At 64.9% G+C, this 17,319-nt stretch carries 17 protein-coding genes and 1 tRNA gene; 8 read left to right on the top strand and 10 right to left on the bottom strand.

Annotated elements, in window-relative coordinates:
- Positions 1-43 precede the first annotated feature (43 nt).
- From argJ to ACOABP_RS06630, 4 genes are all read left to right on the top strand, one after another.
- Positions 44-1,270, top strand: coding sequence for a bifunctional glutamate N-acetyltransferase/amino-acid acetyltransferase ArgJ (argJ, locus tag ACOABP_RS06645; protein ID WP_474227478.1), 1,227 nt, complete (start codon positions 44-46; stop codon positions 1,268-1,270).
- Between the two features lie 69 nt (positions 1,271-1,339).
- Positions 1,340-2,230, top strand: a complete 891-nt coding sequence (locus ACOABP_RS06640) for an ATP-binding protein (RefSeq protein WP_474227477.1) — start codon at positions 1,340-1,342, stop codon at positions 2,228-2,230.
- Positions 2,231-2,236: 6 nt separating this feature from the next.
- A complete protein-coding gene (locus ACOABP_RS06635; protein WP_474227476.1) occupies positions 2,237-2,680 on the top strand; it encodes an NUDIX domain-containing protein in 444 nt (147 codons plus the stop codon).
- Between the two features lie 73 nt (positions 2,681-2,753).
- Positions 2,754-4,784, top strand: a complete 2,031-nt coding sequence (locus ACOABP_RS06630; RefSeq protein WP_474227475.1) for an OPT family oligopeptide transporter — start codon at positions 2,754-2,756, stop codon at positions 4,782-4,784.
- Positions 4,785-4,855: 71 nt separating this feature from the next.
- Here the strand turns inward: ACOABP_RS06630 and ACOABP_RS06625 are convergent, their stop codons facing one another.
- From ACOABP_RS06625 to ispB, 8 genes are all read right to left on the bottom strand, one after another.
- A complete protein-coding gene (locus ACOABP_RS06625; RefSeq protein ID WP_066732392.1) occupies positions 4,856-5,047 on the bottom strand; it encodes a DNA gyrase inhibitor YacG in 192 nt (63 codons plus the stop codon).
- A gap of 8 nt (positions 5,048-5,055) precedes the next feature.
- Positions 5,056-5,814 carry a cell division protein ZapD gene (zapD, locus tag ACOABP_RS06620; protein WP_474227474.1) on the bottom strand — a complete coding sequence of 253 codons (759 nt, stop codon included), beginning with the start codon at positions 5,812-5,814 and terminating at the stop codon, positions 5,056-5,058.
- A gap of 259 nt (positions 5,815-6,073) precedes the next feature.
- Complete coding sequence (gene coaE, locus ACOABP_RS06615; RefSeq protein ID WP_474227473.1) at positions 6,074-6,697, bottom strand: dephospho-CoA kinase; 624 nt, start codon at positions 6,695-6,697, stop codon at positions 6,074-6,076.
- An 86-nt stretch (positions 6,698-6,783) separates the two neighbouring features.
- Complete coding sequence (locus ACOABP_RS06610; RefSeq protein ID WP_474227472.1) at positions 6,784-7,677, bottom strand: prepilin peptidase; 894 nt, start codon at positions 7,675-7,677, stop codon at positions 6,784-6,786.
- A gap of 15 nt (positions 7,678-7,692) precedes the next feature.
- Entirely contained in the window at positions 7,693-8,958 is a 1,266-nt protein-coding gene (locus ACOABP_RS06605) for a type II secretion system F family protein (RefSeq protein WP_474227471.1), read from the bottom strand.
- Positions 8,959-9,094: 136 nt separating this feature from the next.
- A complete protein-coding gene (gene pilB, locus ACOABP_RS06600; protein ID WP_474227470.1) occupies positions 9,095-10,816 on the bottom strand; it encodes a type IV-A pilus assembly ATPase PilB in 1,722 nt (573 codons plus the stop codon).
- Between the two features lie 327 nt (positions 10,817-11,143).
- A tRNA-Pro gene (locus ACOABP_RS06595) sits at positions 11,144-11,220 on the bottom strand.
- Positions 11,221-11,326: 106 nt separating this feature from the next.
- Positions 11,327-12,256, bottom strand: a complete 930-nt coding sequence (ispB, locus tag ACOABP_RS06590; protein ID WP_474227781.1) for an octaprenyl diphosphate synthase — start codon at positions 12,254-12,256, stop codon at positions 11,327-11,329.
- Between the two features lie 507 nt (positions 12,257-12,763).
- Between ispB and rplU the strand changes: the two genes are divergently transcribed.
- The 4 genes from rplU (at position 12,764) to proB (ending at position 15,859) form a co-directional block, all read left to right on the top strand.
- On the top strand, positions 12,764-13,075 hold the full coding sequence (gene rplU / locus ACOABP_RS06585; protein ID WP_008647259.1) for a 50S ribosomal protein L21: 312 nt from the start codon (positions 12,764-12,766) through the stop codon (positions 13,073-13,075).
- A 51-nt stretch (positions 13,076-13,126) separates the two neighbouring features.
- On the top strand, positions 13,127-13,387 hold the full coding sequence (gene rpmA, locus ACOABP_RS06580) for a 50S ribosomal protein L27 (protein ID WP_066732378.1): 261 nt from the start codon (positions 13,127-13,129) through the stop codon (positions 13,385-13,387).
- 205 nt (positions 13,388-13,592) lie between these two features.
- The gene (gene obgE / locus ACOABP_RS06575; RefSeq protein ID WP_474227469.1) at positions 13,593-14,690 is read left to right on the top strand and encodes a GTPase ObgE; all 1,098 of its coding nucleotides are present in this window, start codon (positions 13,593-13,595) and stop codon (positions 14,688-14,690) included.
- 50 nt (positions 14,691-14,740) lie between these two features.
- A complete protein-coding gene (gene proB / locus ACOABP_RS06570; RefSeq protein ID WP_474227468.1) occupies positions 14,741-15,859 on the top strand; it encodes a glutamate 5-kinase in 1,119 nt (372 codons plus the stop codon).
- 100 nt (positions 15,860-15,959) lie between these two features.
- On the opposite strand, the gene ACOABP_RS06565 is transcribed toward proB, so the two are convergent.
- Both ACOABP_RS06565 and ACOABP_RS06560 read right to left on the bottom strand, forming a co-directional pair.
- Positions 15,960-16,538 carry a CNP1-like family protein gene (locus ACOABP_RS06565; protein ID WP_474227467.1) on the bottom strand — a complete coding sequence of 193 codons (579 nt, stop codon included), beginning with the start codon at positions 16,536-16,538 and terminating at the stop codon, positions 15,960-15,962.
- Positions 16,535-17,236: an RNA pyrophosphohydrolase gene (locus ACOABP_RS06560; protein ID WP_474227466.1), complete on the bottom strand. Its 702-nt coding sequence runs from the start codon at positions 17,234-17,236 to the stop codon at positions 16,535-16,537. The genes ACOABP_RS06565 and ACOABP_RS06560 overlap by 4 nt, the downstream gene beginning before the upstream one ends.
- Positions 17,237-17,319 lie beyond the last annotated feature (83 nt).

Raw genomic sequence — 17,319 nt, 5'->3', positions numbered from 1 at the left:
GTTCATCAGGTGCATCACACAATTTGCAGCAAAGGAAACGAACATGCCCGTGAACTTGCCCCTGCCGCAGGCAGAAAACCTGAAATCCGTTGCTGGCGTAGAACTCGGCTGGGCCGAGGGCGGCATCCGCAAGGCCAATCGCAAGGACGTGCTGGTGGTGAAGGTTGCCGACGGCAGCACGGTGGCGGGCGTCTTCACGCAGAACCGCTTCTGCGCAGCGCCGGTGCAGGTTTGCCGTGAGCACCTGGCTGCCGGCGCGGGCATTCGCGCGCTGGTGGTCAATACCGGCAATGCCAACGCCGGCACCGGCGAGCCGGGCCTGGCCGCGGCTCGCGCCACGTGCGACGCGCTGGCGAAGCAACTCGGCATTGCCGCCAACCAGGTGCTGCCGTTCTCGACCGGCGTGATCCTGGAGCAACTGCCGGTGGATCGCCTGACCGCAGCGCTGCCCACGGCCATCGCCAATGCGCGTGCAGATAACTGGCTGGCCGCTGCCGAATCGATCATGACCACCGACACGCAGCCGAAGGCCGCGTCGCGCACGGTGCAGATCGACGGCAAGACCGTGACCCTGTCGGGCATCAGCAAGGGCGCCGGCATGATCCGCCCGAACATGGCGACGATGCTTGGCTTTATTGCCATGGACGCTGCCGTGGCGCAGCCCGTGCTGCAGAAGCTGGTGTCGCACGCGGCCGATCATTCGTTCAACAGCATCACGATCGATGGCGATACGTCGACCAATGACTCGTTCGTGCTGATCGCCTCGGGCAAGTCCGGCGCCAGCGTGACCGGCGCCGATGGCGCGGCCTTCGAAGCGCTGCGCGACGCCGTGACGTCGCTGGCCCAGGAACTGGCCCAGATGATCGTGCGCGATGGCGAAGGCGCCACCAAGCTGATGACGATCCGCGTGGAAGGCGGCAAGGACGTGGCCGAATGCCGCCAGATTGCCTATGCCGTGGCCCATTCGCCGCTGGTCAAGACCGCGTTCTACGCGTCGGACCCCAACCTGGGCCGTATCCTGGCTGCCGTCGGCTATGCCGGCGTCAACGACCTCGATGTGAACCGCGTCAACCTGTGGCTGGACGACGTCTGGGTGGCACGCGACGGTGGCCGCAACCCCGAATATCGCGAGGAAGACGGCCAGCGCGTGATGAAGCAGGCCGAGATTACGGTGCGTATCGCGCTGGGCCGCGGCAATGCCGAGGCCACGGTGTGGACCTGCGACCTGTCGCACGATTACGTGTCGATCAACGCCGATTACCGTTCGTAAGTCGTAAAACCTTCAAGTTTTCGCCTGTCGTCTTTCGTATCCTGTCTTTCGTCTGAGAAGAAGCGCCCCATGTCCGACCTTGCTGCCCGCCTCGACAACTTCCTTGCCCGCCTTGAACAATGGCTGCCGCCCGAACTGACCGAGGCGGACTGGAAGGAGGCGGTGGCATTCCGCTGGCGCAAGCGGCAGAGCCTGTTTGGCAACATCGGCTATCTGCAGGCGATCCGCCAGCTGCCGCCGATTCACCTGACGGACCTGAAGAACATCGATCGCCAGAAAGACGCGATCGTGGCCAACTCGCGCCAGTTCGTCAAAGGCCTGCCGGCCAACAACGTGCTGCTGACCGGCGCACGCGGCACGGGCAAGTCGTCGCTGATCAAGGCCATCCTGAACGAATTCGTGCAGGACGGACTGCGCCTGGTGGAAGTGGACAAGGACGACCTGGGCGACCTGGGCGATATCGTCGAGAAGCTGGCTTCGCGCCCGGAGCGCTTTGTGATCTTCTGCGACGACCTGTCGTTCGAGGACGGCGAGTCGGGCTACAAGTCGCTGAAGTCGGCGCTCGACGGCTCGGTGGCCGCGCAGTCGGACAACGTGCTGATCTATGCCACGTCGAACCGGCGCCATCTGCTGCCCGAGTACATGAAGGACAACGAGACGTACCAGCACACGTCCGATGGCGAGATCCATCCGGGCGAGGTGGTGGAAGAGAAGATTTCGCTGTCCGAGCGCTTCGGCCTGTGGCTGTCGTTCTACCCGCCGAAGCAGGACGAATACCTGGCGATCGTCGGACACTGGCTGTCGCACTTCGGCTGCACGCCGGCCGATATCGAGGCGGCGCGTGGCGATGCGCTGGTCTGGGCACTGGAGCGCGGTTCGCGTTCGGGCCGGGTGGCCTGGCAATTTGCGCGCGACTGGGGCGGCAAGCATGGCAAGCCGTTCGTGGCTGACAAGGAATAACGGGCAATGACGGCGCAGGTGGAAACCGTGACGACGGCCGACGGACAGACGCGCAAGGTCACCGAGGTGGCCGTGGGCGTGATGATCCAGCCCGATGGCCGCTTCCTGCTGGCCCAGCGCCCGGCGGGCAAGCCGTACGAGGGGTACTGGGAATTCCCTGGCGGCAAGCTGGAACCGGGCGAATCCGTCGAGGACGCGCTGGCGCGCGAACTGCACGAGGAACTGGGGCTCGACATCCTGCGCAGCGAACGCTGGCACACGCTAGAACATGATTACCCGCATGCCTATGTGCGGCTGTATTTCTGCAAGATCACCGACTGGCGCGGCGAACCGGTCGGCAGGGAAGGCCAGGCATTTTCCTGGCAGGCGGTGCCCGTGGACGTTGGGCCGCTGCTACCGGCGACGATCCCGGTCGTCGACTGGCTGGCGCAGGAATCCAGCGCCAGCTGAATGCAGGTAAAGCATGCCCGGCCAAAAGCCGGGCATTTTCGTTAACCATCCAGAAAACGAATCAGGAGGCTCCATGCAACGTGTCGATCGTATCGATGACGCTGTCTCGTTGCCCGAACTGACACTGCGCGGCATCATCCTTGGTGCCCTTATCACGGTGGTGTTCACCGCTTCCAACATCTACCTTGGCCTCAAGGTGGGGCTGACGTTCTCGTCGGCCATCCCGGCCGCCGTGATCTCGATGGCCGTGCTGCGGCTGTTCCCCGGCGCCAATATCCTCGAAAACAACATGGTGCAGACGCAGGCTTCGGCTGCGGGCACCTTGTCGTCGATCATTTTCATCCTGCCTGGCCTGGTGATGCTGGGGCACTGGCAGGGATTTCCGTTCTGGCAGACGCTGGCGATCTGCGCGGCCGGCGGCATGCTGGGCGTGATTTTCAGCATTCCGCTGCGCCATGCGATGGTGGTGCAGAGCGACCTGCCGTACCCCGAAGGCGTGGCGGCGGCCGAAATCCTGCGTGTGGGCAGTGCCGGGCAGGACGCCTCGGGCAAGAAGCAGGCGACCGGCCTGGCCGACCTGATGGCCGGTGGCCTGGCGGCCGGACTGTTCAGCTTTGCCGCAGGTGGCCTGCGGGTGCTGGCCGAAGGCGCCAATGCCTGGCTGGCGGCGGGCGCATCGGTGGTGCGGCTGTCGATGGGTTTCTCGCTGGCACTGGTCGGTGCTGGCTATCTGGTAGGCATCGTCGGGGGGCTGGCGATGCTGCTGGGCCTGGTGCTGACCTGGGGGGTCGCGGTGCCGTGGCTGACCGCCATCACGCCGATGCCGGCGGGCGCGACGCTGCAGAGCTTTGGCACGTCGATCTGGAGTACGCAGGCGCGCTTTATCGGCGCCGGTACGATCGGCATCGCCGCGATCTGGACGCTCGGTACGCTGTTCAAGCCGATGGTGGAAGGCGTGCGTGCATCGATGGGCGCGCTGCGCGGCGGCCCGGCTGGTGCCGGTGGCCAGATGCCGCGCACGCAGCGCGACATGCCGGCGGCCTGGATCGGCGCCATCACGCTGGTGCTGCTGGCAGTGCTGGCCGTGACGTTCGGACATTTCCTGGCGCCTGCGCCGCTGGACAGCAGTGCCACCTGGAAGCTGGTGGCATGCGCGGTGCTGTTCGCTTTCGTCTTCGGCTTCCTGGTGGCGGCCGCGTGCGGCTATATGGCCGGCCTGGTCGGTTCGTCGGCCAGCCCGATTTCCGGCATCGGCATCATTGCGGTGATCCTGGTGTCGCTGCTGATCCTGGGCCTTGGCACGCTGGAGGGGCTGCTTGATACGCCCGAAGGCGGCAAGTTTGCGATTGCGCTGGCGATCTTCACAACATCGGCGGTGGTGGCCGTGGCATCGATCTCGAACGACAACCTGCAGGACCTGAAGACCGGCTGGCTGGTCGGGGCCACGCCGTGGCGCCAGCAGGTGGCACTGCTGATTGGTTGCGCGGTGGGTGCGGCGGTGATCCCGCCGGTGCTGGAACTGCTTTATCACGCCTACGGATTCGCCGGCGCGCTGCCGCGTGCCGACATGGATCCGAACGCGGCACTGGCCGCGCCGCAGGCCACGCTGATGACGGCGATTGCCACGGGCATTTTCACGCACCAGTTGAACTGGACCATGATCCTGATCGGTGTCGGCCTGGGCGTGGTGCTTATTGCCATCGACGAAATGCTGCGGCGGCGCGGCGGCACGGCGCGCCTGCCGGTGCTGGCGGTGGGTATCGGCATCTACCTGCCGCCGACCATCAGTTCGGCGCTGGTGGTGGGCGCGGTGCTGTCGTGGTGGCTGCTGCGTACCGAGCGCCGCCGTGCCGAGGCGCGCGGCGACGACGTGAAGACGGTGCTTGAACACGCCGAGCGGCGCGGCACGCTACTGGCATCGGGCCTGATCGTCGGGGAAAGCCTGGTCGGCGTGGCGCTGGCCGCGGTGATCGGCCTGTCAGGCAGGGAATCGCCGCTGGCGCTGGTGGGCGAGGGGTTTGCCACCACGGCGCAATGGCTGGGGCTGGCAGCGTTTATCGCCGTGTGCGTGGGGTTCTGCCGAAGGGTGCTGGCGGCGCGGTAACGCGCCTGCGGTTGCTTTGCGATCCCTTCTCCCGCCATGTGGGAGGGGGGAGCAAACCAGGCGACGAGTGGTCAGTCTTCCTCGTCCGCCGGCAGGTCTGGCGACGGCGTTTCGTCCGGCTTGCCGCCGATGACGTATTTCTCGGATGCCCAGGCGCCCAGATCGATCTGCTTGCAGCGATCGGAGCAGAACGGGCGGAACTTGTTTTCCGGCACCCAGGCAACATCCTTGCCGCAGGTGGGACACTTGACGACGGCTGGCATCGCGAACTTCAGAAGTTACAGAGTTTGAGCAGGAAGGGGATGTCCGCGTCGACCGAGCGCGGCCGCATGTCGCCGTCCTGCTGGGTAAAGCGCACCCAGAGCATGTACTTGTTGGCGCTCATCTCGGGGATGAAGGCCAGCAGCGATTCGTCCAGGTACACCTGCATCAGCTGGTAGCTGCGGCCAGACAGCATCTGTTGATAGCTGCCGCCCGTGGCGATGACCTTGCCGCTCTGGCCTGACTCGCGCAGCAGGCGCAGCACCATGGTCGCGCCCATGCGCAGCGAGGTCAGCGGCCGGGCCCACTTGAGGATATCGGCGCGGCGGTCTTCGGCGGGACGGTGTTGCCAGGCGTAGTACGCCGGCAGGTCGAATTCGCAGGTGCCGCCCGGAATGATGGCGCGGCTGCGGATGCTGGTGAGCCACTCGTTGTCGGTCAGCAGCTGACCGGCCTTGCCAACGGTCTGGTTCAGCGCGGCAATGCCCTGTTCGACTTCGGTGACGACGGCGACCAGCGCATCCTGGTCGATATGCGGATTGGCACGCAACGGCGCCAGGGCCTGGCGCTGACGCTCCAGTTCCTTGATCAGGTCGGTCTTGAGGTCGGCACGGCCGGCCACGTCGATGATCTCGAAGATCGTGGTGATGGCAACGTGGTGCTGCAGCGGATGTTCCTGCCCGAGGAAATAATCCAGCCGATCGAACAGGTCTTCCAGGCGCAGGAGCGTCCTGATGCGTTCGTTGAAAGGATATTCGTACAGGATCAAGTCGTTATCCGTGCTGCGCGCCGAATGGCGGTTCGTAGGCGAGGGCGCCCGGCGGTCATGCGGCCGGTTTCTCTGCGCACGCTGGTGGCCCAGTCGTAGCTCAGAGGCCGGGAGCCGTCACTCGGTGCTTTTTCCCCGGCATGTTTCAGCGCATTCTATGCGAGTCGGAGCCCAAGGACAAATCGAAAGTTCCCCGGACTACCCAGACCGAACAGCCCCGGCGCCGCGAGATACCCAACCGGGTGATCCTTGGGTCGTCTCAGGCGCCGGCCGGGCTCGCCGACAGGCGGCGATACAGCGCATCGAACCGCGCCACCTGCGGCGCGAGTGCTTCGGGCGGGCCATCGTTATCGATCACGTCGTCGGCGACGGCCAGGCGTGCCGCCCGGGTGGCCTGCTTGTGCATGATGGCCAGTACCTGGTCACGCGTGAACCCGTTGCGGCCCATGACCCGCGCCACCTGCGTTTCTTCCTGGCAGTCGACCACCAGAACGCGCCCGACGCGCGCGCGCCACGTACCCGATTCCACGAGCAGTGGCACTACATAGATCAGATAGGGATGCGCGCCCGCAGAACGGACGGCGGCGGCGCGCGCTTCGGTCAGCTGGCGGATCAGGGGGTGGGTGATGCCTTCGAGCCGGGCTTTGGCCGAAGGATCGGAGAACACCAGCGCGCGCATCGCGTCGCGGTCCATCGCGCCATCGGAGCGCAGGCAGCGCGGGCCGAAGGCTTCCACCAGCGGTGCGATGGCCGCGCCGCCGGGCGCGGTGATCTCGTGGGCGAGCAGGTCGGTATCGATCAACGCGGCACCGCGCCCGGCAAACATGTCCGCGACGCGGGTCTTGCCGGAGCCGATACCGCCTGTAAGGCCGATTTCCAGCATGGGGGCAGGCAGGGGAGTCATTGGCGAATGGTGCCAACGATACCAGTTTTGGATCTCCTGATTGCGATGCCGGCGGTCTGGCGACCCTAGTGGCCCGCGATCAGGCCCAGCGGCAGCACGTCCGGGCCCAGGAACAGCACGATCAGCCCGGCCCCGGCAATGTACGGGCCGTACGGGAACGGCGTGTCCCGGCCCTTGCGCTGGACCACCAGCATCAGGCCGCCAATGACGGCGCCAACAATCGACGACATCAGAATCAGCGCCGGCAGTGCCTGCCAGCCAAACCAGGCGCCCAGCGCGCCCATGAGCTTGAAGTCGCCATTGCCCATGCCAGCCTGTCCGCGCACCAGCGTGAACACCAGGTTGACGGTCCACAGCACCATGTAGCCTGCGGCGGCACCGATCACGGCGTCGGCCAGCGGCGCAAACCAGCCCTGCAGGTTCAGCAGCAGGCCCAGCCATAGCAGCGGCAGCGTGATCTGGTCAGGCAGCAGCTGGGTATCGGCGTCGATCAGGAACAGCGCCACCAGGGCCCAGATCATGACGATGGCCGCCAGGGCCTGCACGGTCGGGCCGAATTGCCACATCGCCAGCGCGGTCAGGGCCCCGCTCACGGCCTCCACCAGCGGGTAGCGGACGCTGATCGGCGCCTTGCACGACGAACACTTGCCGCGCAGGAACAGGTAACTGACGACCGGGACGTTCTCCCAGGCTGCGATCTGGTGCCCGCAGTGCGGGCAGGCCGAGCGCGGCACCATGAGGTTGTAGCGCCCGGGATGCGGCAGCGGCTCGTCGCGGAGTTCGGCAATGTAGTTGGCCTCTTCGTAATCCATCATCTTCGGCAGGCGATGGATCACGACATTGAGGAAACTGCCCACGAGCAGGCCCAGCAGGCCGGCCGCGACGATCAGGAAAGGCGCCGGCAGCGCCGCCAGCGAATCGAGCGTGGCGGCGCCGGCCGGTCCAAAAACTGCATGCATGCGAAATACCCGTTGTTAGACCACCTGGCCAAGCTTGAAGATCGGCAGATACATGGCGACCACCATGCCACCGATCAGCACGCCCAGGATCACGATGATCAGCGGCTCGATCAGGCTCGAAATGGCGGCCACGGCGTCGTCTACCTCACGCTCGTAGAATTCCGCCACCTTCAGCAGCATGTTGTCCAGCGCACCCGATTCCTCGCCGATCTGCGTCATCTGCAGCACCATGTTGTCGAACAGGTGCGTGGCCTGCATGGCGTTGGTCAGGCTGGTGCCGATGCGCACGGCCTGCTCGATTTCACGCGTGGCATCGTAGTACAGCCAGTTGCCGGCCGCGCCGCCGACCGACTCCATCGACTCCACCAGCGGCGTGCCGGCCGCGAACATCGTGGCCAGCGTTCGGGTCCAGCGTGCGACCACGGCCTTGCGGAACAGGCTGCCGAAGATGGGCATCTTCAGCAGCATCTTGTCGTGCCAGCGCTGGACTTTTTCTGATTTTTTGCGGGCCCGGAAGTAGAAGATGATCGAGAAGACTGGCGCGCCGACGATCAGGTGCCAGTACGCGACAAAGAAATCGGACATGCCGATCACCACCTGCGTCGGGGCAGGCAGCGCCGCGCCAAAGCTCGAGAACACGCCCTTGAAGGCCGGGATCACGAACAGCATCAGCACCACGGTCACGGCAAAGGCCACGGTCAGCACGGCGATCGGGTAGATCATTGCCGACTTGATCTGGCTCTTCAGCGCGATGCTCTTTTCCATATACAGCGACAGGCGCTCGAGCAGTGCATCGAGAATACCGCCCTGTTCGCCGGCATCGATCAGGTTGCAGTACAGCGCGTCGAAGTACCTCGGATGGCGTCGGAAGGCCTGCGCCATGCTGCTGCCGGCCTCGATGTCGAAGCGGATGTCGTTCAGCAGCTGGGTGAAGTTCGGGTTGGAGTGGCCGCGCGCAATGATGTCGATCGATTGCAGCAGCGGAATGCCGGCCTTCAGCATGGTCGACAGCTGGCGGGTGAAGTACGCGATGTCCTTCTCGGTAATCTTCTTGCCGCGCGCCGCCTTGCGCTTCTTCATCTTGACGACGGTCAGGCCCTGCTTGCGCAGGGTGGAGGTTACCTCCGCCTGGCTCTCGGCCCGCTGCTCGCCCTTGAAGGCCTTGCCCTTGCGGTCCTTGGCCTCCCACTCGAAGATGTATTGCGTGGGCGCCTTCCGCCCTGTCCTGGCCCGTGACGGCGCTGCCGTCCGGGCGCCCGCCGCTGGTGCGCGCGTCGCCATGATTTGACCCCCGAAATAATGCTATTGCTATTGTTTTTGGGCCCCGCAACCCGATGCGGATGCCCGTTTGCGCGGCCGGCTTCATGCCTTGTACTGCCCCGGCCGCGCGCCTGGTCAGTACCGCCTTGATCCGTTGCTAGGAGTTCGTGGTCGCCAGCACTTCTTCCAGCGACGTGACCCCCTGTTTTACCTTCTGCAGGCCGGCTTCGCGCAACGATAGCACGCCCTCTTTACGGGCCTGTTCGGCGATCTGCAGGGCCGTGCCATGCGACAGGATGATCTGCTGCATGGCTTCCGAGATGGGCATGACCTGGTAGATACCGCAACGCCCCTTGTAGCCGCTGCCGTTGCAGCGCTCGCAGCCCACCGGGTGGTAGGGTTTCCAGCTGCCATCGACATCGCCTTCCGTAAAGCCGGCATCGAGCAGCACCTGCGGCGCCAGTTCGCCCGCGCGCTTGCACGTGCAGAGCCGGCGGGCCAGGCGCTGCGCGGTGATCATCAGCACCGACGACGCAATGTTGAACGGCGCCACGCCCATGTTCATCAGGCGGGTCAGCGTGGTCGGCGCGTCGTTGGTGTGCAGCGTGGACAGCACCAGGTGGCCCGTCTGGGCGGCCTTGATCGAAATGTCGGCGGTTTCCAGGTCGCGGATTTCGCCGACCATGATGATGTCCGGATCCTGCCGCAGGAACGACTTCAGCGCGGCCGCGAAGGTCAGGCCCGCCTTGTCGTTGACGTTCACCTGGTTGATGCCCGGCAGCTGGATTTCCGCAGGGTCCTCGGCTGTGGAGATATTGATGTCGCCCTGGTTCAGCATGTTCAGGAACGTGTAGAGCGACACGGTCTTGCCGCTGCCGGTGGGGCCGGTGACCAGCACCATCCCGTACGGGCGCTTGATGACCTCGAGCAGCAGTGCCTTCTGCTGGGGCTCGTAGCCGAGCTGGTCGATATCGAGCTTGTCGGTGGACGAATCCAGAATCCGCATCACGATCTTCTCGCCGAACAGCGTCGGCAGGGTCGATACGCGGAAGTCGATCGCCTTCTCGATGATCTCCTTGCTGTCCTTGTCCTTGGGCACGGAGATCAGCAGCTTCATCCGGCCGTCCTGCGGCACGCGCTTTTCGGAGATGTCCAGCCGCGACAGCACCTTGATACGGGTGGCGATCTTGTCGCGGATGTCCAGCGGCGGGCGGGCAACTTCCTGCAGCACGCCGTCCACACGGAACCGGATGCGGTAGAAGAATTCGAACGGCTCGAAATGCAAGTCGGACGCGCCGCGATTGAAGGCTTCGTTCAGCAGCTTCTGCAGGAAGCGCACCACCGGCGCGTCGTCGATCTCGTTGCCCGGTCCCTTGCGCGCGGCAGCCGCGGCCGACGGGTCGTATTCGATCATCTTCTGCGCGGTCGGCGTGACCGGCGAGATGTTCTTGAGCGTGCCAAGCGCCTCGCTGGCGGCTCGCACATGCTTCATGAGCTTGTCGTGCTCGACCACGACCGTTTCCACCGGCAGGTTCATCTTCTGCCGGATGGCCTCGACGCCGGCCTGGTTGGCCGGGTCGGACATCGCCACGATCAGCCGGTTCTCGCGCCGGCCCAGCGGCAGCAGCCGGTGGGCGTGGAATTCGCGGTTGCCGGCCAGCGCCGGCGGCACGCGGCCGAGGTTGTATTGCGACAGGTCCAGCAGCGGCAGCTGGTATTTGTCGGCGGCAAAGATCGCCACGTCGTGGGCGGACATCGTGCCGCTGCCAATGATCTCGTCGATCAGCTGCGTTTTCTTTTCCCGTGCCGATTGCTCCAGCTGGGCGAGCAGCGCCGGTGCGATCCGCCGGCTCTGGGCAAGCGCAAGACCTAGTGTCATGGCGAAATACGATACAAGGTGCGCAGGCTGCCGAAGGCTGGTCGGAAAACGGCGGGCGGCGCGGTTGACAGCGGCGGGACGGCACAGGGCGCGGGTCCCAGGATCGGGGCAGTTTGCCGCCGGGGTCACTTTTTGTAAAGCTGGCTCGCGTGCGCGTTGGCGTTTGCGCGACACGGCTGCAACCCTACTTGCGCGGGGGACGGAAACGGAGGTGATCCGGCCGGGTGGGGAGGGAGAAAGGTGGGGGACAAAAACAAAAAAGCCGCACATTGCTGTGCGGCTTTCTGCTGATACCTGTGATGCGCGGCGTTGCCGTACATCGAAATCTGGTCGGGGTGAGAGGATTCGAACCTCCGGCCTCTACGTCCCGAACGTAGCGCTCTACCAGGCTAAGCTACACCCCGATTTCTGTTGCCGGCTGACGTTGCGTCGTCAGCAGCAAAGAACAAAATTCTAGCGGCGTTTCTTGAGGTTGGCAAGCACCATCTCAAGAAAAAGTGCTGGCCGCCGTCAGCTCTGTCGCTGCAGCGAGAATGCGCACAGCTCGATCAGCGTGTTCTTGAGCGGCGAATCCGGGAATTGCATGGCGGCCCGCTCGGCGGCTTCGGCCTCGTGGCGGGCCGCCGCGAACGTTACATCCAGCGCCCCGCTGGCGTGGATGGCCGAGAAGACGGCGTCGAAGTGCTCGGTGCCGCCTTGCACGATGGCGTCGCGCGCCAGTTCCCGCTGCTCGGTCGTGCCGTGCTCCAGCAGGTGCAGCAGCGGCAGCGTGGGCTTGCCTTCACGCAGGTCGTCGCCGGCGTTCTTGCCCATCTGCTCGGCGCTGGCCGTGTAGTCGAGCATGTCGTCGATCAGCTGGAACGCCGTGCCGATGCGTCGGCCATACTCGGCGGCGGCTTCCTCCATGGCGGCATCGGCGCCGGCCAGCACGGCGCCCAGTTGCGCCGAGGCCTCGAACAGCTTGGCCGTCTTGTACCGGATCACCTGCAGGTAGCGCTCTACCGTGACGTCGGGGTCGTGCATGTTCAGCAGCTGCAGCACCTCGCCCTCGGCAATCACGTTGGTGGCGTTGGAGAGAATCTCCATGATGCGCATGCTGCCGGCGTCCACCATCATCTGGAAGGCGCGCGAATAGAGGAAATCGCCCACCAGCACGCTGGCGGCGTTGCCGAACACGGCATTGGCGGTCTGGCGGCCGCGCCGCAGCTCGGATTCGTCCACCACGTCGTCGTGCAGCAGCGTGGCCGTGTGGATGAACTCCACCACCGCGGCCAGTTCGTGATGGCGATGGCCCTCGTAGCCGAACGCGCGTGCCGACAGCAGCAGGATGACCGGGCGCAGGCGCTTGCCGCCCGCGCTGATGATGTATTCGCCAATCTGCTCGACCAGCGGGACTTCGGACGACAGGCGACGGCGGATGACGGCGTCAACGGCGCGCATGTCGGCAGCGACCGGGGCAAGCAAGGCAGTGGCGGAAGACTGGGACAAGATGAGATCACCGTTTCGCAAAACCGGTGGATTATATGCGATGCAGGTGTGACTATGGCCCTCGGTGGAGTGCGATGGAAGGGAATGTCAGGCGTGCCGGCGCGCGGGCGTGGGCCTGGGCATGCGCGCATCTATAATGCCGCCATGGACAAGCCCCATGCATCCCGACGGCATGTCCGCCGCACAGCCTGGTGGGTGGCGTTCGCTGCCCTGGCCGGGTTCCTGCTGGCCGACCTGACCTGATCCCTCGCACGAAGCGGGAAGTGCGCTGCCCGCCCCAGCAGGCGCCCAGCGGGCTATCTTCTTGTTTTCTTTGCGCTTTTCCGTAAACCGGATTATAATTTGCGGTTCCTTCGGTCGCGCTTCATGCGCGCGCCGTCTGCGGCGCACGAAACGGCGCCGGCTCCGGGCCTCCCGGAGCAGCATTCATCGTTTCAATCAACATCGAGAGGTTCGACAATGTACGCGGTCGTAAAAACCGGCGGCAAGCAATACAAGGTTGCTGCTGGCGAAAAACTTAAAGTAGAACAGATACCGGCTGACATTGGCGCAGAAATCACGCTGGACCAGGTGCTCGCAGTGGGCGCTGGCGACCAAATCAAGTTTGGTACGCCGCTGGTGAGCGGGGCTTCCGTCAAGGCTACCGTTATCGCCCAAGGTCGTCACGACAAGGTGAAGATCTTCAAGATGCGCCGTCGCAAGCACTACCAGAAGCGTCAGGGCCATCGTCAGAATTACACCGAACTGCGCATCGAAGCCATCGTTGCCTGAGCCCCGGCTCGGACACAGGTTTCATCGCATCAGGTCAACAGGAGTTAAGACATGGCACAGAAAAAAGGCGGCGGCTCTACGCGGAACGGACGTGATTCGGAATCGAAGCGTCTGGGCGTGAAGGTGTACGGTGGCCAGGCCATCAACGCCGGCGGCATCATCGTTCGTCAACGCGGTACGCGCGTGCACGCTGGCGACAACGTGGGTGTTGGCAAGGACCACACCCTGTTCGCGCTGGTGGACGGCCACGTGCAGTTTGCCGTCAAGGGCGCTGCCAAGAAGCAGCAAGTCAGCGTCGTTCCGGCGGCCTGATAACAGCCTTTGCAGCACGAAAGGCCCCGCAGCACATGCGGGGCTTTTTTTATTTTCGGCTCGCCGGCAAAAACGCTTCTGGCGTCGTTGCGCGGCCTTGCCGTAACATTTGTATTATCTGCGGCCACGCGCCCTGGCCAGAACCGCTTCGCTTCGTTTCCTGGCGTTTCGCGGGCGCAAGCCAGATCCTCATCGGAAGACCAACATGAAGTTCATTGACGAAGCCCGTATCGAAGCGATCGCCGGCAATGGCGGCAACGGAAGCGCTTCGTTCCGGCGCGAGAAATTTGTGCCCTTCGGTGGCCCCGATGGCGGTGACGGCGGCCGTGGCGGCAGCGTGTTCGCGCAGGCCGACCGCAATATCAATACGCTGATCGACTTCCGCTACGCCAAGAAGCACGTGGCGCGCAACGGCGAGAACGGCCGTGGCGCCGACTGCTATGGCGCCGCCGGCGAAGACGTCACGCTGCGCATGCCAGTGGGAACGCTGATCACCGACATGGATACCGGCGAAGTCATCGCCGACCTGACCGAGCACGGCCAGCGCGTCTGCCTGGCCGAAGGCGGCATGGGCGGCTGGGGCAACCTGCATTTCAAGTCGAGTACCAACCGCGCGCCGCGCCAGCAGGTCGACGGCAAGCCGGGCGAGCGCCGCATGCTCAAGCTCGAACTGAAGGTGCTGGCCGACGTGGGCCTGCTGGGCATGCCCAACGCGGGCAAGTCCACGTTCATCTCGCATGTGTCGAACGCCCGCCCGAAGGTGGCGGACTACCCGTTCACCACGCTGCATCCGAACCTGGGCGTGGTCCGCGTGGACCATGAGCAGTCGTTCGTGGTGGCGGACATTCCCGGCCTGATCGAAGGCGCCGCCGAAGGCGCCGGCCTGGGCCACCAGTTCCTGCGCCACCTGCAGCGTACCGGCCTGCTGCTGCATATCGTCGATATCGCGCCGTTCGACGAGAACGTCGACCCCGTTGCCGAGGCCAAGGCCATCGTCAACGAACTGAAGAAGTACGACGAGACGCTGTACGCGAAGCCGCGCTGGCTGGTGTTGAACAAGCTCGACGTGGTGCCAGACGACGAACGCGCCACACGGGTGAAGGACTTCATCAAGCGCTACAAGTGGAAGGGCCCGGTGTTCCATATCTCGGCGCTGACCGGCGAGGGCTGCCGCGAGCTGGTCTATGCGATCAAGGACCACCTGGCTGCGCTCAAGGCTGAAGAGGCCGCCGCGCTGGCAGAGCCCGACATCCGGCTGGATGACCGTCTGCACAACGTCGACCGGGGCGACGAGCAGGCGTAAGCTGTCACACCCCAACACAATAACCACGGCTCGGAGACAGGAAACCCGTCATGCAATCGGTCATCGCCCAGGCAAAACGTATTGTCGTCAAAGTGGGTTCGAGCCTGGTCACCAACGACGGCAAGGGGCTGGACCATGACGCCATAGCGCGCTGGGCGGCCCAGATCTCCAAGCTGCGCGGCACTGGCAAGGAAGTGGTGCTGGTCAGTTCGGGCGCAATCGCCGAAGGCATGCAGCGCCTGGGCTGGTCGCGCCGGCCGAAGGAAATCCACGAACTGCAGGCCGCCGCCGCCGTGGGCCAGATGGGTCTGGCGCAGGTCTACGAAAGCCAGTTCGGTCGCTACGGCATCCGCACGGCTCAGGTGCTGCTGACCCATGCCGACCTGGCCGACCGCGAACGCTATCTCAATGCGCGGTCCACGCTGCTTACGCTGCTGAGCCTGGGCGTGGTGCCGATTATCAACGAGAACGACACCGTGGTCACCGACGAAATCAAGTTTGGCGACAACGACACGCTCGGCGCGCTGGTCACGAACCTGATCGAAGGCGATGCGCTGGTGATCCTGACCGATCAGCGTGGCCTGTACACGGCCGATCCGCGCAAGGACCCGAATGCCGAATTCGTCGACGAGGCGCTGGCCGGCACGCCGGAGCTGGAGGCCATGGCGGGCGGCGCGGGCACGTCCATCGGGCGCGGTGGCATGCTGACCAAGATCCTGGCGGCCAAGCGTGCCGCCAAATCCGGCGCCCACACGACGATTGCGTCGGGCCGCGAGCAGGATGTGCTGGGCCGCCTGGCGGCTGGCGAGGCCATCGGCACGCAACTGCTGGCGCCCACGGGCCGGCTGACCGCCCGCAAGCAATGGATGGCCGACCACCTGCAACTGCGCGGCCGCGTGGTGATCGATGCCGGCGCCGTCGAAAAGCTGACGGCCGGCGGCAAGTCGCTGCTGCCCATCGGCGTGACGGAAGTGCAGGGCGAGTTTGCGCGTGGCGAAGTGGTGGCCTGCGTCGACAATGCCGGCCGCGAGGTGGCGCGAGGCATCACCAACTATTCCAGCGCCGAAGCCCGGCTGATTGCGCGCAAGCCGTCGTCGGAAATTGAGACGGTGCTGGGCCATCTGAACGAGCCCGAGCTGATCCATCGCGATAACCTCGTGCTGATCTGACGCACTTTAGGTATCCGGAAGCGGCCAGATCGGGCCGTAACCCATGAAAAAAGGCGAGTCCCCACGGGTACTCGCCTTTTTTTTGTGCCCGGAGCGCTGGTCAGTGGCTGGGCGCGTAGGCCTTCAGGTCGCGAACCATCTGTTCCGGCTTGCCGGCCACGGTGCGGCCCTCGCAGAAATAGTCCGTTGCCAGCGTGGCCGCGTAGGCGTTGCGGGCGCGGGTCTGCATGCGGATCCACAGGTCGCGGTCTTCGCCCAGGTTCGGCACCCACTCCGTGGCGCCCTTGGGCAGCGTAGCGTAGATGCGGCGCTCGAACGCGTCGCAGCGCATGCCTTCGTAGCTGACGTTGCGGCCGCCGCCGGCACTGGTGATTACCACCGTGTAGCGCACCACGCGGTCGGGGCCGACCGAAATCGACTTCGGATCGACCATGAACCGGAAGTCGGACGAGTCGTTGACCTTGAACGGGATCAGGTCCGCGTCCTGGGGCAGCGCCGGCAGCGCCGCCTGCACTTCCTTGAATGGCCGGTCCTCGAAGGGATTGATGAAGCCGCTGTCGGACGCCTTCTGTTCTTCCTCGGGCATGCCCTTGCCAGTGGTCTTGCAGCCGGCAAGCGCCAGGCAGGCTGCCGCCAGCAACAGGCCGGAGCGAAGGCCCCGGCCGCTGAAACTAGTCATCCATGACTCCGTTTGTTGGTCGCCGGCTGGTCCGGCGAAAGAGTGGTTTCGGGCGCTATGGCCGCGGTATCCAGGGTCGCCGTGTCACCGGTGGCGTGGTCGCTGTCGGCCGTGGCTGCCTGCAGCGCCGCTGGCGCGGCATCCGGCTGCCGGGGCGGGCGCACGCCTTCGCCATGCCGGCCGTGCCCCATATGGTGATGGCCATACGGGCTCAGCGGCACGCGTCCACGGTTCAGGAACCGCGACAGTTCGGTCAGCGCCAACTGGTAGACGTCGCGCTTGAATTCGATCACGGCGTCCAGCGGCACCCAGTACTCGCTCCAGCGCCAGGCATCGAATTCCGGATGGTCACTCGCGCGCAGGTGGATGTCGCAATCGCGACACACCATGCGCAGCAGAAACCAGATCTGCTTCTGGCCCTTGTAGTGGCCGCGGATCTCGCGGCGAATGAACTTGTCCGGCACCTCATAACGCAGCCAGTCGCGCGTGCGACCGACGATCCTGACGTGCTCCGGAAGCAGCCCGACTTCTTCTTGCAGCTCGCGGAACATGGCCTGTTCCGGCGTCTCGCCGTACTTGATGCCACCTTGCGGAAACTGCCAGGAGTGTTCGCCGATTCGCTTGCCCCAGAAAACCTCGTTACGTGCGTTGATGAGGATGATGCCGACGTTCGGGCGAAAGCCTTCACGATCGAGCATGACTGCACCTCGAATCCTTTAGAATTACGTCGATTATAAGGGATGCGCGCGCATCGGCCCGACCCCGGGAATGCTGGTTTTCC

The sequence above is a fragment of the Cupriavidus sp. HE11 genome, assembly GCF_056097175.1.
The sequence above is the reverse complement of the archived record's forward strand: the minus strand, read 5'-3'. Positions and strand labels throughout refer to the sequence as shown.

Excerpts from the sequence above, each read along its gene's own strand:
- ACOABP_RS06630 (WP_474227475.1), top strand. The coding sequence starts at position 2,754 with ATGCAACGTGTCGATCGTATCGATGACGCTGTCTCGTTGCCCGAACTG.
- ACOABP_RS06605 (WP_474227471.1), bottom strand. The coding sequence starts at position 8,958 with ATGGCGACGCGCGCACCAGCGGCGGGCGCCCGGACGGCAGCGCCGTCA.
- ACOABP_RS06560 (WP_474227466.1), bottom strand. The coding sequence starts at position 17,236 with ATGCTCGATCGTGAAGGCTTTCGCCCGAACGTCGGCATCATCCTCATC.
- coaE (WP_474227473.1), bottom strand. The coding sequence starts at position 6,697 with ATGCTGGAAATCGGCCTTACAGGCGGTATCGGCTCCGGCAAGACCCGC.
- rplU (WP_008647259.1), top strand. The coding sequence starts at position 12,764 with ATGTACGCGGTCGTAAAAACCGGCGGCAAGCAATACAAGGTTGCTGCT.
- ACOABP_RS06565 (WP_474227467.1), bottom strand. The coding sequence starts at position 16,538 with ATGACTAGTTTCAGCGGCCGGGGCCTTCGCTCCGGCCTGTTGCTGGCG.
- argJ (WP_474227478.1), top strand. The coding sequence starts at position 44 with ATGCCCGTGAACTTGCCCCTGCCGCAGGCAGAAAACCTGAAATCCGTT.
- ACOABP_RS06625 (WP_066732392.1), bottom strand. The coding sequence starts at position 5,047 with ATGCCAGCCGTCGTCAAGTGTCCCACCTGCGGCAAGGATGTTGCCTGG.
- pilB (WP_474227470.1), bottom strand. The coding sequence starts at position 10,816 with ATGACACTAGGTCTTGCGCTTGCCCAGAGCCGGCGGATCGCACCGGCG.
- ACOABP_RS06610 (WP_474227472.1), bottom strand. The coding sequence starts at position 7,677 with ATGCATGCAGTTTTTGGACCGGCCGGCGCCGCCACGCTCGATTCGCTG.
- ACOABP_RS06635 (WP_474227476.1), top strand. The coding sequence starts at position 2,237 with ATGACGGCGCAGGTGGAAACCGTGACGACGGCCGACGGACAGACGCGC.
- proB (WP_474227468.1), top strand. The coding sequence starts at position 14,741 with ATGCAATCGGTCATCGCCCAGGCAAAACGTATTGTCGTCAAAGTGGGT.
- ispB (WP_474227781.1), bottom strand. The coding sequence starts at position 12,256 with ATGCGCGCCGTTGACGCCGTCATCCGCCGTCGCCTGTCGTCCGAAGTC.
- obgE (WP_474227469.1), top strand. The coding sequence starts at position 13,593 with ATGAAGTTCATTGACGAAGCCCGTATCGAAGCGATCGCCGGCAATGGC.
- ACOABP_RS06640 (WP_474227477.1), top strand. The coding sequence starts at position 1,340 with ATGTCCGACCTTGCTGCCCGCCTCGACAACTTCCTTGCCCGCCTTGAA.
- rpmA (WP_066732378.1), top strand. The coding sequence starts at position 13,127 with ATGGCACAGAAAAAAGGCGGCGGCTCTACGCGGAACGGACGTGATTCG.